At 42.8% G+C, this 13,811-nt stretch carries 19 protein-coding genes and 1 pseudogene; 13 read left to right on the top strand and 7 right to left on the bottom strand.

All coding sequences use genetic code 11. From position 1 onward, the window contains the following. The first annotated feature begins 10 nt into the window (after nt 1–10). From ablA to MY9_RS10775, 4 genes are all read left to right on the top strand, one after another. Complete coding sequence (gene ablA, locus MY9_RS10790) at nt 11–1,426, top strand: lysine 2,3-aminomutase (RefSeq protein ID WP_014664304.1); 1,416 nt, start codon at nt 11–13, stop codon at nt 1,424–1,426. Beyond that, the gene (locus tag MY9_RS10785; protein ID WP_014664303.1) at nt 1,423–1,701 is read left to right on the top strand and encodes a YokU family protein; all 279 of its coding nucleotides are present in this window, start codon (nt 1,423–1,425) and stop codon (nt 1,699–1,701) included. Before ablA ends, MY9_RS10785 begins: the two co-directional genes overlap by 4 nt. Before the next feature lie 86 nt (nt 1,702–1,787). Continuing rightward, nucleotides 1,788–2,012 carry a YozE family protein gene (locus MY9_RS10780; protein WP_003241575.1) on the top strand — a complete coding sequence of 75 codons (225 nt, stop codon included), beginning with the start codon at nt 1,788–1,790 and terminating at the stop codon, nt 2,010–2,012. Nucleotides 2,013–2,162: 150 nt separating this feature from the next. Beyond that, nucleotides 2,163–2,843, top strand: a complete 681-nt coding sequence (locus MY9_RS10775; protein WP_014664302.1) for a hypothetical protein — start codon at nt 2,163–2,165, stop codon at nt 2,841–2,843. Here the strand turns inward: MY9_RS10775 and MY9_RS10770 are convergent. After that, nucleotides 2,840–2,983: a hypothetical protein gene (locus MY9_RS10770; protein WP_014664301.1), complete on the bottom strand. Its 144-nt coding sequence runs from the start codon at nt 2,981–2,983 to the stop codon at nt 2,840–2,842. The genes MY9_RS10775 and MY9_RS10770 overlap by 4 nt on opposite strands. A gap of 118 nt (nt 2,984–3,101) precedes the next feature. Between MY9_RS10770 and MY9_RS10765 the strand changes: the two genes are divergently transcribed. The 3 genes from MY9_RS10765 to yodL all read left to right on the top strand — a co-directional run bounded on the left by MY9_RS10765 (nt 3,102) and on the right by yodL (nt 4,343). Then, the gene (locus MY9_RS10765; RefSeq protein WP_003231166.1) at nt 3,102–3,278 is read left to right on the top strand and encodes a YozD family protein; all 177 of its coding nucleotides are present in this window, start codon (nt 3,102–3,104) and stop codon (nt 3,276–3,278) included. Between the two features lie 78 nt (nt 3,279–3,356). Continuing rightward, nucleotides 3,357–3,968 (top strand): phosphatidylglycerophosphatase PgpB, encoded by a 612-nt coding sequence (gene pgpB, locus MY9_RS10760; protein ID WP_041521363.1) that lies wholly within the window; start codon nt 3,357–3,359, stop codon nt 3,966–3,968. A gap of 60 nt (nt 3,969–4,028) precedes the next feature. Next, nucleotides 4,029–4,343, top strand: a complete 315-nt coding sequence (gene yodL / locus MY9_RS10755; RefSeq protein ID WP_014664300.1) for a shape determination protein YodL — start codon at nt 4,029–4,031, stop codon at nt 4,341–4,343. A gap of 38 nt (nt 4,344–4,381) precedes the next feature. Here yodL and MY9_RS10750 read toward each other — a convergent pair whose 3' ends face one another. Then, nucleotides 4,382–4,507: a hypothetical protein gene (locus MY9_RS10750; protein ID WP_003231174.1), complete on the bottom strand. Its 126-nt coding sequence runs from the start codon at nt 4,505–4,507 to the stop codon at nt 4,382–4,384. Nucleotides 4,508–4,708: 201 nt separating this feature from the next. On the opposite strand from MY9_RS10750, the gene deoD reads away from it, so the two are divergent. Then, nucleotides 4,709–5,410, top strand: a complete 702-nt coding sequence (gene deoD, locus MY9_RS10745; protein WP_003241589.1) for a purine-nucleoside phosphorylase — start codon at nt 4,709–4,711, stop codon at nt 5,408–5,410. Nucleotides 5,411–5,492: 82 nt separating this feature from the next. Next, nucleotides 5,493–6,314: an LD-carboxypeptidase LdcB gene (gene ldcB / locus MY9_RS10740; RefSeq protein WP_014664298.1), complete on the top strand. Its 822-nt coding sequence runs from the start codon at nt 5,493–5,495 to the stop codon at nt 6,312–6,314. An 80-nt stretch (nt 6,315–6,394) separates the two neighbouring features. On the opposite strand, the gene MY9_RS10735 is transcribed toward ldcB, so the two are convergent. Together MY9_RS10735 and MY9_RS10730 are read right to left on the bottom strand one after the other, a co-directional pair. After that, nucleotides 6,395–6,646 (bottom strand): hypothetical protein, encoded by a 252-nt coding sequence (locus tag MY9_RS10735; protein WP_014664297.1) that lies wholly within the window; start codon nt 6,644–6,646, stop codon nt 6,395–6,397. A gap of 86 nt (nt 6,647–6,732) precedes the next feature. Beyond that, nucleotides 6,733–7,434, bottom strand: a complete 702-nt coding sequence (locus MY9_RS10730; RefSeq protein WP_014664296.1) for a class I SAM-dependent methyltransferase — start codon at nt 7,432–7,434, stop codon at nt 6,733–6,735. A 152-nt stretch (nt 7,435–7,586) separates the two neighbouring features. Between MY9_RS10730 and ctpA the strand changes: the two genes are divergently transcribed. Further along, nucleotides 7,587–8,987 (top strand): carboxy-terminal processing protease CtpA, encoded by a 1,401-nt coding sequence (ctpA, locus tag MY9_RS10725; protein ID WP_014664295.1) that lies wholly within the window; start codon nt 7,587–7,589, stop codon nt 8,985–8,987. Nucleotides 8,988–9,021: 34 nt separating this feature from the next. Here the strand turns inward: ctpA and MY9_RS10720 are convergent, their stop codons facing one another. Both MY9_RS10720 and MY9_RS10715 read right to left on the bottom strand, forming a co-directional pair. Further along, complete coding sequence (locus MY9_RS10720; RefSeq protein ID WP_014664294.1) at nt 9,022–10,512, bottom strand: sodium:solute symporter family protein; 1,491 nt, start codon at nt 10,510–10,512, stop codon at nt 9,022–9,024. Further along, entirely contained in the window at nt 10,512–10,712 is a 201-nt protein-coding gene (locus tag MY9_RS10715; protein WP_014477095.1) for a DUF3311 domain-containing protein, read from the bottom strand. The genes MY9_RS10720 and MY9_RS10715 overlap by 1 nt, the downstream gene beginning before the upstream one ends. A gap of 183 nt (nt 10,713–10,895) precedes the next feature. Between MY9_RS10715 and MY9_RS10710 the strand changes: the two are divergent. Both MY9_RS10710 and MY9_RS10705 read left to right on the top strand, forming a co-directional pair. Continuing rightward, a pseudogene (locus tag MY9_RS10710) lies at nt 10,896–11,807 on the top strand (ring-cleaving dioxygenase). Nucleotides 11,808–11,821: 14 nt separating this feature from the next. Further along, nucleotides 11,822–12,424, top strand: coding sequence for an alpha/beta hydrolase (locus MY9_RS10705; RefSeq protein WP_040082873.1), 603 nt, complete (start codon nt 11,822–11,824; stop codon nt 12,422–12,424). Between the two features lie 42 nt (nt 12,425–12,466). Here MY9_RS10705 and MY9_RS10700 read toward each other — a convergent pair whose 3' ends face one another. Further along, entirely contained in the window at nt 12,467–13,075 is a 609-nt protein-coding gene (locus MY9_RS10700) for a nitroreductase family protein (protein WP_014664292.1), read from the bottom strand. A 129-nt stretch (nt 13,076–13,204) separates the two neighbouring features. Between MY9_RS10700 and yodB the strand changes: the two genes are divergently transcribed. Next, the gene (gene yodB, locus MY9_RS10695; protein WP_014664291.1) at nt 13,205–13,543 is read left to right on the top strand and encodes a transcriptional regulator YodB; all 339 of its coding nucleotides are present in this window, start codon (nt 13,205–13,207) and stop codon (nt 13,541–13,543) included. Nucleotides 13,544–13,811: the final 268 nt, after the last annotated feature.

Raw genomic sequence — 13,811 nt, 5'->3', positions numbered from 1 at the left:
AGGAGTTCGTTTGGAAAACAAATGGTATAAACCGAAACGGCATTGGAAGGAGATCGAGTTATGGAAGGACGTTCCGGAAGAGAAATGGAACGATTGGCTTTGGCAGCTGACACATACTGTTAGAACGTTAGAGGATTTAAAGAAGGTCATCAATCTGACCAAGGAAGAAGAGGAAGGTGTCAGAATTTCTACAAAAACGATCCCCTTAAATATTACGCCTTACTATGCTTCTTTAATGGACCCCGACAATCCGAGATGCCCGATCCGAATGCAGTCTGTGCCGCTTTCTGAAGAAATGCACAAAACAAAATACGATCTGGAAGACCCGCTACATGAGGATGAAGATTCACCGGTACCGGGTCTGACACACCGCTATCCCGACCGTGTGCTGTTTCTTGTCACGAATCAATGTTCTATGTACTGCCGCTACTGCACAAGAAGGCGTTTTTCCGGACAAATCGGAATGGGAGTCCCTAAAAAACAGCTGGATGCTGCAATTGCTTATATCCGGGAAACACCTGAAATCCGTGATTGTTTAATTTCAGGCGGTGACGGGCTGCTTATTAATGATCAAATTTTAGAATACATTTTAAAAGAGCTGCGGAGCATTCCGCATTTGGAAGTCATCAGAATCGGAACAAGGGCGCCTGTCGTCTTTCCGCAGCGCATTACCGATCAATTGTGCGAGATATTGAAAAAATATCATCCGGTCTGGCTGAACACTCATTTCAACACAAGCATCGAAATGACAGAGGAATCCGTTGAAGCCTGTGAAAAGCTTGTGAACGCAGGTGTGCCGGTCGGAAATCAGGCTGTCGTATTAGCGGGTATTAATGATTCGGTTCCAATTATGAAAAAGCTTATGCACGATTTGGTAAAAATCAGAGTCCGTCCGTATTATATCTACCAATGTGATCTGTCAGAGGGTATCGGGCATTTCAGGGCGCCTGTTTCCAAAGGTTTGGAGATCATTGAAGGGCTGAGAGGGCATACCTCAGGCTATGCAGTTCCTACCTTTGTCGTTGACGCACCAGGCGGCGGAGGTAAAATCGCCCTGCAGCCAAACTATGTCCTGTCACAAAGTCCTGACAAAGTCATCTTAAGAAATTTTGAAGGTGTGATTACGTCATATCCGGAACCGGAGAATTATATCCCCAACCAGGCAGACGCTTATTTTGAGTCCGTTTTCCCTGAAACCGCTGACAAAAAGGATCCGGTCGGGCTGAGTGCTATTTTTGCTGACAAAGAAGTTTCATTTACACCTGAAAATATAGACAGAATCAAAAGGAGAGAGGCATACATCGCAAATCCGGAGCATGAAACATTAAAAGACCGCCGTGAGAAAAGGGATCAGCTTAAAGAAAAGAAATTTTTGGCGCAGCAGAAAAAACAGGAAGAGATTGAAAGCGGAGGAGATTCTTCATGAAAACATGCGAATGGTGCGGCGAACTTGAAGCGGTGCCCGGAAGGAACACCGTGTACTGGGAGCTCCCTGATGGAACGAGGGCTATAGAATTGACAGACACCCCCGCCATGGTATGTGCTGCCTGCGGTATGAGCTATCAAGAGGAAAGTACGGTTAAGGAGATTGAGGATCAGCTGCTTTTGATTCAAACAAAAAAACTGCCTGAAAGCCTAACGTATCAGCAGCTCATGGAGACAGAAAGGATTTTGAAACGCAACTATTTTGACTTCTCCTGAGTCATGTTTCAGTATTCTTTTGTTGTAATTTTACACTTGAACTGTATAATAGAACAACAAAAGACAGACACCAGGAGGGGAAACCCATGAAATCCTTTTATCACTATTTATTAAAATACAGACACCCGAAGCCGAAGGACAGCATCAGTGAATTTGCCAATCAGGCGTATGAGGATCACAGCTTTCCGAAAACATCAACCGATTATCATGAAATCAGTTCGTATTTGGAGCTGAATGCTGATTATCTTCACACGATGGCAACGTTTGATGAAGCTTGGGATCAATACGAGGCTGAAGTGCACGGCAGATAATAGCTGTTTCATCCGCAGATCACTGCGGATTTTTTTATGTCCATATCCATACCATAATTGGATATTTCCTTTGGTTTTCATGCCCATGCGAATTGGCTTCCCCCGGCATACGATAGCGTATGAGAAATGTTGCGGCGAGGGGGAGACACCATGAAGCAAAATAAACCGAAATTCCAAGTAGGGGATATCGTAGTCGTCATTATGTATGGAACAGTTGGCACCATCACAAAAGTGCATCAAATTGATAAACACTATCTTTATGAAGTCAATCATAACGAAGTTTTATACTTTGAATCGTCCATTCAGCTTTATAAAGATTATGAGGGTGTCATTGTCGACATGGAAAAGCTTGATATTGAATATGAATTCCTTATTGGGGACGTTGTTTATGTAAAAGATTATGGAAAAGAACTCTTTCGCATTATCGGCCACAGAACAGAAATTTGGAGATATTTAGAAGATGGCTGGGAAGATATCATTTATGAGCTCACCCGTTTAAAGGATGGAGAGTGGCTTGAAACGGAGGAAGAGGATCTCACGCTGGTGCTTAGAAAATATGAAATGGACCAGTTTGTACACCAGCTGTTGTTTGTCCACTATGTCGGAGAAACTGGCCATGAGATCGGCGAAGATATCGCATCGTCTGCTCTTCTTCAGTTTGAAGGCGATGATGAAGATCAAGATACCCTTCACATCCTTGCTGTATCAATTGTTGATGAGCTTCTGGATATTTATAATGATTACAAAATTCTGTACGAAATGTTTCATGATGAAGAATATAAAGATATGATGAAGTTTGTTCTGGAAAGTTTAAAAGAGCATTTCAGTTAGTTTGTGAACATACGGATCAAGATATATATAAAATAAGGCAGACAGCCCCAAATCATCACACGCGTCATCCCTTTGAGCGTTTTTTCCATTATGATATCAAATCTTTCTCCGTCCAGTGCTTCCATCATTTTAGCGATCATAGCGTCAGCCTCCCATGGCTCGTTTTTTAATCAATATATGACTGAAAGAATTGTTTAGAACACCGGGTATAATTCAGCCTGTTTTTTCATAAAACATAAAAAAGGAGGCGGTACGGAGATGAAAGAGATAGATCTTGTGATTGATACGGAAGAAATCGCTGAATTTTTTTACAGAGAGCTTGCAAGACGGGGCTACATACCGAGTGAGGATGAGCTGTTTGAAATCGCTGATATTACCTTTGATTATTTGATAGAAAAATGTATGATAGATGAAGAGCTGGATGAAGATGAGTGAGGCTTAAAACCGGAGCGGTCAGCTCCGGTTTTATTATTCATGTTCTATGACTTCTGTGAAATTGAGGTGGTTACATTGTTGTACAAGCCCGTTAGTTTGTTTCTTTTCTTCCTCATTCTAGCTGCGGCCATTCATACAAATGCTGTTCAGTCTGCAGATGAAGCCATAAGCAAAGCGGCTGTTTTGATCCGCCAGCCATGGCTTAATGATGTCATGACAGGAATCACGCATCTTGGTGCTTCTTCTTTTCTGCTCCCTCTAATTGTAATCATCGGAGCGGGCCTGTTTTTTTACAGAAAAACATGGGATGGCCTGTTGATGCTCCTGGTATTCGGCGCAGATCGGCTGTTAAACAAAGTCTTAAAAGAATGGATCGAAAGAGTGAGGCCTGATTTTGCACCGCTGGTTCATGAATCATCCTACAGTTTTCCGAGCGGCCACTCTATGAATGCTGCTTGTGTCTATCCTGTCATTGCTTATGTTTTAGTGAAACACCTCCCGTTTTTGTCCAAGCATAAAAAAATGGTATATACCATTGCCGGCGTAATCACTGTTTTGGTGGGCTTAAGCAGAGTCTATCTGGGGGTTCACTTTTTGACAGACGTGTTAGGAGGCTTCAGTCTCGGCTTGCTTCTGTTTTTCCTGGTAAAAGATTTTGACGAAAAGATTAAGCGGTTTCGACAAAAATAGAGAGAGGAAAACACAGCAAAAACGCCAATATGTTAAAGAAATAAAAGGGAGGGGATCTTGATGATGTTATCCGTGTTTAAAAAGAAGTCTTGTTCCTATGACGTGACAATATTTCAAACACCCCGGTTTGGCGAAAAAAAGGGCTACAAAGCCGTCTATCGAACTGAACTGAACGGGAGCGATCATCAAGATGTACTGAAAAGAGCGTTCTCTTTGTTTAATGTATTCGACACTGTTCCGAGTGATTATGATGCGAGATTTATGGCTACAGGGGACGTGATCCTGATTGATGAAGGCAGAAAAGGGAAAACATATTATCAACTGCTTCCCGCCGGCTGGAGGAAAATCAACCGTCTGATTGTACAAACAACATAACGAAAAGAAAACTGCGGAAATCCGCAGTTTTCTGCAATTTAAGGCTTGCGTTTGGCAGCGGAATATTCTTTCCCGTGTGCTTCTTCAGCTGCAATGATATCTTTTTCAGGTATATGATTGTTCTTTTTTTGGCCGGTGATCCGGTTACGATGTTTTTTACCCATGTCCCACCCCTCCTTCCTGCGGTTAGGTTTTCAAATTAACACCCCGATTATCCGCTTTTCTCAGAAAGCGCCTAACAGATCTCCGAACATTTCTTTTTTCTGCATATTCCTTTATAATCAATGCTGAAGTTTGTTTCATCATGACATTCGTTGTAAAATGGACGGGCTGGATGATAATTTAGATTTACAGGAGGATATGAGATGAGCGTACATATAGGTGCTGAAAAGGGACAAATTGCGGATACTGTGCTTTTGCCGGGTGATCCTCTCAGAGCAAAATTCATTGCTGAAACGTATCTTGAAAATGTTGAATGCTACAATGAAGTCAGAGGCATGTATGGGTTTACGGGTACATATAAAGGCAAAAAAATCTCAGTGCAAGGCACGGGAATGGGCGTTCCGTCTATTTCAATTTATGTGAATGAATTAATTCAAAGCTACGATGTGCAGAATCTAATAAGAGTAGGTTCTTGCGGCGCTATCCGTAAAGATGTCAAAGTGCGAGATGTCATTTTAGCGATGACCTCCTCAACTGATTCACAAATGAACAGAGTCGCTTTCGGAAGCATTGATTTTGCGCCTTGTGCAGATTTCGAGCTTTTAAAAAATGCCTATGATGCCGCAAAGGATAAAGGCGTGCCGGTGACTGTAGGAAGCGTATTTACTGCTGACCAGTTCTACAATGACGATTCACAAATTGAAAAGCTTGCAAAATACGGTGTGCTGGGTGTTGAAATGGAAACCACTGCATTGTATACATTAGCAGCGAAGCACGGAAGAAAAGCGCTGTCAATTCTCACCGTGAGTGATCACGTATTAACAGGAGAAGAAACGACAGCGGAAGAGCGTCAAACCACATTTCATGATATGATAGAAGTGGCTTTACATTCCGTATCACAATAAAATAAATCAAGAGGCGTGCTGGGTGCCGGCAGCCTCTTCTTTATGAATGCGGAAACGATTGATAAAAGGAAGGTAATGTAATATGAAAAAGTCCGGTAAATGGTTCTCACTGGCTGCCGCTCTGAGTGTAACGGCAATAGTCGGAGCCGGCTGCAGCATGTCAAATGGAGATGCTCAAAAGGATACGAAAACCACAGCAGAAACAAAGCAAGCAGAACAAAAAACAGCTGACAGCAAAAAAACAAACACCCAGGACAGTGAGTTTTCATTGGAAAGCAAGTATTTCAATGATATTAAAAAAGTGGACGGTCTGGAAACCATTCAAAATCCAGAAAATATACTCGCGCTTGTCAATAAACAATACGCGCTGCCCGGAAACTATGAACCTAGCGATCTTGTCATACCTGATGTGGAGTTTTCTTTTGAAGAAAAGATTCAAAAACGTTACATCAGAAAGGAAGCGGCAGATGCGTTAAAAACGATGTTCGATGCTGCGAAAAAGGAAGGCTATGAACTGGCGGCTGTCTCAGGATACCGTGCGTATGACAGACAGAAAGTCATTTTCGACAATGAAGTAAGCCTTAAAGGAGAAAAGAAGGCAAGAGAAGCGGTTGCTTATCCAGGTGAAAGTGAGCACCAAACAGGCCTTGCGATGGACATTTCCAGCCGAAGCAATGGCTTTGAGCTAAATGAAGCCTTCGGTAGCACGGCCGATGGGAAATGGGTGCAGGACAATGCTTATAAATATGGCTTTGTCATTCGCTATCCGAAAAATAAAGAAGATATTACGAAATATGAATATGAGCCATGGCACCTGCGCTATGTAGGCAAAAAGGCCGCGAAAGTCATGCATGATAATGATTTAACGCTGGAAGAGTACTTTGAAAAAGTGAAAAAAATCTAAAAGAGATAGCCCGCTTACCATTGATAAGCGGGCTTACTTGTATTCGGGAATCTAGCATTGATCTGACTATGATTCTCTATTTACCAGAAGAATAAACCAGCCAGAGCCACTCCTGCAATTAAACCGAGGGAAATCCCGTAAGCTGCTCCGTATCCCCAATAACCGCCCCAATATCCGTAACCGAAACCTCTTGGCCCTGCGCCGACTGGAGCAATAAAAACTCTGTCTCTTGTTACACGGGTAATTCTGCCGACGTGAACTCTTCCGCCTCTCTCTGTAATTCTGACGACTTTACCTTGATGGTTACGGCAAAGATGGTAATATCTCTCCAATATTGTTCCCTCCTATACTGACTTTCTATCAGCATATGATAGATAGGAAAAAAAGGTTGGACGAAAATAGGGGGCGATACGCCGTTTTACTTATACGCGATAAAAATACAATGACCCATATACTCACTATATATTTGCATGAGCTGATAGTGTGTTTGAAGCGTATCGTAATAGATGGGGGCGATCGTTTGCGATAAATCCATTTCTGTGGTTGGTTCAAATTCCATGTCTTCTGGAAGCAGTGTCATCGCTTCCGTTTTTTGAAAGCCATAAGATCTTAAGAGTTTATGCCATTCGCTTTCTTCATGCAAACAAGTAAATCCGTAAAAATCCATCATTTGATTCTTTTCTGCAGGGGGCATCGGTTTTTTTAAAGCTGCTTCAATACCAATCAGCATCCCGCCAGGTTTTAAAACTCTTGAAATTTCTTGAAGAGAGGAAGTCAGGCGTGAAAAACTGAGGACCGACTCTGACAGGACGCAGGAAAAGGACTCAGAAGAAAACGGGAGATGTTCCAGCTCCGCCTGATATGCAGGGATGGCAAGCCCTTCATTCGCAAATCTTTTTTTCGCTTTTTCAAGCATGATAGGATCTTTATCAACGACTGTCACAGGATACAGCAAATGTCCTAAATAAGCCGCTGTTTGCCCTGTTCCGCATCCAGCATCAAGTATCGGCTGGTCCGGGGAGGGCGCAGCCTTTTGCAAGACTGCTTTTGAAAAAGCCAGCCCGCCTGGGTGCGCTCCTGCGACACCGAATAAGGACAGCATTTCTAAATATCGGCTCAATATCGAATCCTCCTTTTTCTTTATCATATGTCGTATAAAGACATAGGTTTATGAAAAGCAAAAGAAGGGCGTTTCTCTCTCATTTCTGCTCCGAGTTGACGAATAAGAATTCGTCCATGATAATAATGTAAGAAGAAAAAGGTGGTGTTTAATTGAAACGGCAATTAAAACTGTTTTTTATTGTGCTGATCACTGCGGTTGTCGCTTCAGCGCTTACTTTATTTATTACGGGCAATTCCAGTATCCTGGGCCAAAAATCAGCAAGCACAGGAGACAGCAAGTTCGACAAATTAAATAAAGCGTATGAGCAAATCAAGAGTGATTATTACCAAAAAACAGATGATGACAAATTAGTAGACGGAGCAATTAAAGGAATGATTCAATCTCTGGATGATCCGTATTCCACATATATGGATCAAGAGCAAGCGAAATCATTCGACGAAACGATTTCTGCATCTTTTGAAGGAATCGGTGCCCAAGTGGAGGAGAAAGACGGAGAAATCCTTATTGTATCACCAATTAAAGGTTCACCTGCTGAAAAAGCCGGTATTAAACCAAGGGACCAAATCCTAAAAGTGAATGGAAAAAGCGTTAAAGGCATGAATGTAAATGAGGCCGTTGCTTTAATCCGAGGCAAAAAGGGCACAAAGGTGAAGCTTGAGCTGAACAGAGCGGGAGTGGGTCATATCGATCTTTCCATTAAACGCGATACCATTCCTGTAGAGACTGTCTATTCAGAGATGAAAGACAACAACATCGGAGAAATTCAAATCACTTCTTTCTCTGAAACAACAGCTAAAGAGCTGACAGATGCGATTGACAGTTTAGAGAAAAAAGGCGCCAAAGGCTATATTTTAGACCTGAGAGGCAACCCGGGCGGCTTAATGGAACAAGCGATTACGATGAGCAACCTGTTCATTGATAAAGGGAAAAACATCATGCAGGTTGAATACAAAAACGGTTCAAAAGAAGTCATGAAGGCTGAAAAAGAACGTAAAGTGACCAAACCGACCGTCGTTTTGGTAAATGACGGTACAGCAAGCGCCGCCGAAATTATGTCCGCTGCCCTTCATGAATCGTCAAACATACCGTTAATCGGTGAAACGACATTCGGCAAAGGCACAGTGCAAACGGCAAAAGAATATGATGATGGCTCTACCGTCAAACTGACAGTCGCCAAATGGCTGACTGCTGACGGTGAATGGATTCACAAAAAAGGCATCAAACCTCAAGTGAAAGCAGAGCTGCCTGATTACGCGAAGCTGCCGTATTTGGACGCAGATAAAACGTACAAATCAGGTGATTCAGGCACAAACGTCAAAGTGGCTCAGAAAATGCTCAAAGCACTTGATTACAAGGTAAAGGTTACCGGTACGTATGACCAGGATTTTGTATCTGTCGTCAAACAGTTCCAGAAAAAAGAGAAACTGAAAGAAACAGGCGTATTGACTGGCGATACAACAACGAAATTAATGACAGAACTTCAAAAGAAGCTGTCTAATAATGATACGCAAATGGAAAAGGCAATTGAAACACTGAAAAAAGAAATGTAAAAAAACCATACGCGGCTGCCGCGTATGGTTTTTTTTATGCACCTTTTTGATTCGGGTTAGCGTCTTGTTTTTTGCCAAATAAACCTTCAATGACAGGATTGGATCCCGCTTTTTTAACGAACAGCGGATTCAGGACAACCACAGTGATCATGTTGGCGGCCAGTCCCCAGAATCCTTCATAAATGCCATGTGCGGACTGAGTGGTATATACAATAAACGTTACCGCAAGACCGGCTAATAATCCGATAACCGTCGCTTCTTTCGTTTGGTTTTTCCAGAACAGGCTGACAGCAATCGCAGGGAAGATTTGCACCATACCGGATACGCCTAATAGCTGAAGCGTCACTAAAGCAGTCGGAAACAGCATTCCAAACAGAAGCGCAAGGCCGATGACAACAAACACCATTGAGCGTGTGACAAGGGTCAGCTTGCTTTGAGACACAGTCGGATGAATCAAGTCGCGGTACAAGTTATTGGCGAATAAATTCGATGCGCCGATTGCCATAATGGAACAAGGTATTAATGAAGCAAGAGCGATAGTGGCATATGCAAAACCTTGTGCCACGCCGCCGTAAGATGTTTGAATCAAATGCAGGAGCGCCAGTCTTGGATTTGTATCTTCCGGCAGAACAAGAAAGGCGATAAAGCCAAGAAAAATGACCAAAATTAACACAATATTGTAAAGCGGCAAAAACATGCTGTTTTTTCTTACTGCATCGGCGCTTTTCGCTGTAAAAACGCCTGTAGCGGCGTGTGCCCACATAAAAAGTGCCAAGGCGGAAACAATAGATGCTGTGATAAACCAAGGAATGCCTTTTGGTCCTTCTGCCGGTATCGTCAGCATTTGCGGCGCTTCCTTCACTAACGTGTCAATCATTGGCGTCCAGCCGTTAAAATGAATGAGAGGGAGAGACACCACCATAAACAGCATAATGACCCATACTAAAATGTCTTTAATGATAGCTGTATATGTAGGCCCTTTAATCCCGCTGAAGAATGTATAAAGAGCAACAAGAATAAATGAAATGATCACAACGAATTTCACGTTAATATATCCGGTGCCGGCAACCTGAAGCGTGTCTTGAATGCCGCTCAGCTGAAGGCATATGTACGGAATTAGCATAAGTACCCCGACGATGGCAACAAGGCTTGCCAAAAGCTTACTGTTAAAACGTTCCCGAGCGTAATCCGCGAGTGTTGTTAATTTATGAATTTTCGCAACTTTCCAAAGTTTAGGCAGGAAGAAGTAGGCAATAAAGTAGGCCAACACAGAGTAGGGAATGGCGAAAAATGCAACACTTCCCCCTGTAAAAGCCGTACTGGTTAACCCCAAGAACGTATAGGCCGTATAGAGGTCAGCGCCTACTAAAAACCAGACGAGAAGACCGCCGAAGCGTCTGCCGCCGACAGACCATTCTTCCACAGAAGTGCGCGAGGATTTGTCTCTTCCAGCAAGAAACCCGATACAGACAACGGTTAAGACGATAATAGCTGTAATAAGAAGTGCAGTCAGATTCCCTTGCATTATTCAAGTCCTCCATCTTTTTTTTGCATCTGATAAATGCCAAACGAGCATAACGGCGTAATGATAATCCACAACAGCAGCCAAAAGTGGAAAAACGGCAGGCCGAACATAATCGGTTCTATTCGATTCACAAGCGGCAAAAGCGCGAGCTGAACGAATGGCAAAAGAATAAGAATAACAATAAGTGCTTTTTTAACCATTTACTTTCCTCCTGAAACATGATAATGCTCACTATAATAGCAGTTGTAAGATAAGATCACAAGATAATTATTAGAAAAAAATGATTTTTTCAATTATTTAATCAAAACACATGATTTGCATCCTTTTCAATAAAGGTTTAAAATGATAAATATCTTGAAATCGAGATAAATGGGAGTGAGAAAATGAAAACAGAAGGATTGCACCATGTCACAGCATTTGCGAGAGATCCGCAAGAAAACTTGCGATTTTATACAGAAGTGCTTGGGCTCAGGCTTGTTAAAAAAACAGTAAACTTTGATGATCTCTGAACGTATCATTTTTACTTTGGGAATCAAAATGGAGATCCTGGCACAATAATGACCTTTTTCCCGTTCCAAGGAAGCGGACAGGGAACGGTCGGCAAAGGCCAAGCGGGCCGGGTGTACTTTTCAGTTCCTGCAGGCTCCCTGTCTTTTTGGAAGGAGCGTCTTGAGAAAAACGGGCTAAATCTAGAGGAAAAGACGTTATTCGGTGAAAAGGGCCTTATTTTTGATGATACAGAAGACCTTCCGCTGGCGATCATGGAGGATGCGAAAAGCAGCAAAAGCGAGTGGACGCCTGATGGGATCACAACAAATGAAGCAATTACGGGAATGAAAGGCGTGCTGCTGTATTCCTACGACCCGCAGGCAACCATACAATTGTTAACGGAAAGCTTTGGATATACCAAAGTGGCCGAAGAAGATCAGATTGTCAGGCTGACATCCTCAGCAGCTGTCGGCGGCGTCATTGACGTTCATTTACATCCTGAAAAAAGAGGGGTGGGAGGTTATGGGACGGTACACCATGTAGCGTTTCGGACAAAGAAAGAGGAACAGGCGAAATGGCTGCCGATTATTGCTGAACACCATCTGCCTGCGTCAGAAATCCTTGACAGGGAATACTTTACATCCGTTTATTTCAGAGAGAAAGGCGGTATCTTATTTGAAATCGCCACAGATGAACCGGGCTTTATGACAGATGAATCATTTGATAAGCTAGGGACTTCCTTAAAACTGCCTGATTGGCTGGAGAAACATAGACAACAAATTACAGACATTTTGCCTGAACTTTAAAGGGGGAATTTATGATGAAGCATATTTATGAAAAAGGGACATCTGAAAACGTACTTTTGCTGTTGCATGGCACGGGCGGAAATGAACACGACCTGCTTTCATTGGGCCGGTTTATAGACCCTCATGCCCATTTGCTTGGTGTCAGAGGATCGGTGCTTGAAAATGGAATGCCGCGATTTTTCAAACGTCTGAGTGAAGGGGTTTTTGATGAAAAGGATCTTGTGGTGCGGACAAGAGAATTGAAAGATTTTATCGACGAGGCTGCAGATACGCATCAATTTGATCGCAGCCGAGTGATTGCAGTCGGTTATTCAAACGGTGCAAATATTGCGGCAAGCCTGCTTTTTCATTATAAAGATGTGTTAAAAGGGGCTATTCTGCATCATCCAATGGTTCCGATTCGCGGTATCGAGCTGCCTGATATGGCCGGGCTTCCCGTTTTTATCGGTGCTGGGAAATACGATCCTCTCTGCACGAAGGAAGAATCAGAAGAGCTTTACCGCTATTTACGTGACAGCGGAGCATCAGCCTCCGTTTTCTGGCAGGACGGGGGCCATCAACTGACTCAGCATGAAGCTGAACAGGCCCGTGAATGGTACAAAGAAGCGATTGTATAAAAAAACCTTAGTCCGTATGTCGGACTAAGGTTTTTCATATCCTTACAGCCAAGTTGACACTTTTGAAAGCGGCAGGCGGTTGCTTTGATGGGCAGGTTTTACTGCTTTGCCGATTGAAATAAGCATAACAGGAACATAGCGCTCACTGATATCAAACTGCTTTTGGAACTGCTCTTTGTTAAATCCGCCGATTGCGCAAGTATCATAGCCTTTTGCTTTTGCGGCAATCATAAGCTGCATAGCAGCTAAAGAAGCATTTAAGAAAGCGGAATCACGTGCGAATTGCTCGCTTTGGTAGGCACCGTTGATTTGGCCGAGCAAAGTCTGTTTGATTTCATCTGTAATATAGCCTTGGCTTGCTAATTCAGCGTAAACTTCTTCACCGTTTTCATTTGCCTTTAAATCGCCTAAAATGGCAACAACAGCGGAAGACTCAACGATTTGTTTTTGATTATACGCTACAGGGAGAAGTGCCGCTTTTGATTCATCGCTGTGGAATACTGTAAAATGCCAATGCTGAAGGTTCCAAGCTGAAGGCGCTTTAGCGGCAAGATCCAATAGCTCAGTCAGCTCTTCCTTAGAGATCGGGGCATTTGTATCATATTCCTTTACAGATGCTCGTGCTTTTAAAACATCCAGAGTATTCGTCATAGTGTTTCCTCCTTCGGATAAACGTGGTATGATAATAGAAAAGTTAGAAGCTTACTAAATGTAACTTGAAAGATTATTGTAATGGATCATTGAATACATGTCAATCAATAGATGAAGGGATGAGGACTTGTGGGAAATACAATGTGCCCTAAAATGGAAACCGCTTTCTCATTGCTGGGAAAACGATGGAACGGTCTGATCATCCATGTGCTTATGGATGGGCCGAAACGGTTTAAAGAGATAACGGAAACAATACCGATGATCAGCCAAAAAATGTTGGCGGAGCGCCTGAAAGAGCTTGAACAAAACGAGATTGTCGAACGGCAGGTTCTTCCTGAAACGCCGGTCAAAGTCATCTACACGCTGACTGAAAAAGGGACAGCGCTTCAAGCTGTATTCCAAGAGATGCAGGCATGGGCAGATCAATTTTGCGAGCCTGGTGACACAGTGTGCGAAGAAGAGAAATAAGGAAATTAGCGTCTGAAAAAAGAGCTTTTGTTTCAATGATGAGTCATGTAGGTGTCGGTTCACACCCGTTTACATGACTTTTTATATTTGTCAGAATGGCATTTCGGGATTTGCAAACGTGTCATGTAGAAGGGAGTATGCTTAAAATAAGAAATAACCCATAAGTTACAGCGTGCAGCCTGTTGTGGTTTACCCTGTTATGCAAATTACAATGCGGAATGCTAACCGCCAGCAGTTTCCAATTGGCATAGAGACTGGATTTTAAAAA

Origin of the sequence: Bacillus sp. JS (genome assembly GCF_000259365.1) — a bacterium.
Lineage (GTDB): Bacteria > Bacillota > Bacilli > Bacillales > Bacillaceae > Bacillus > Bacillus stercoris.
This window is presented reverse-complemented; position numbering and strand designations above follow the sequence as displayed.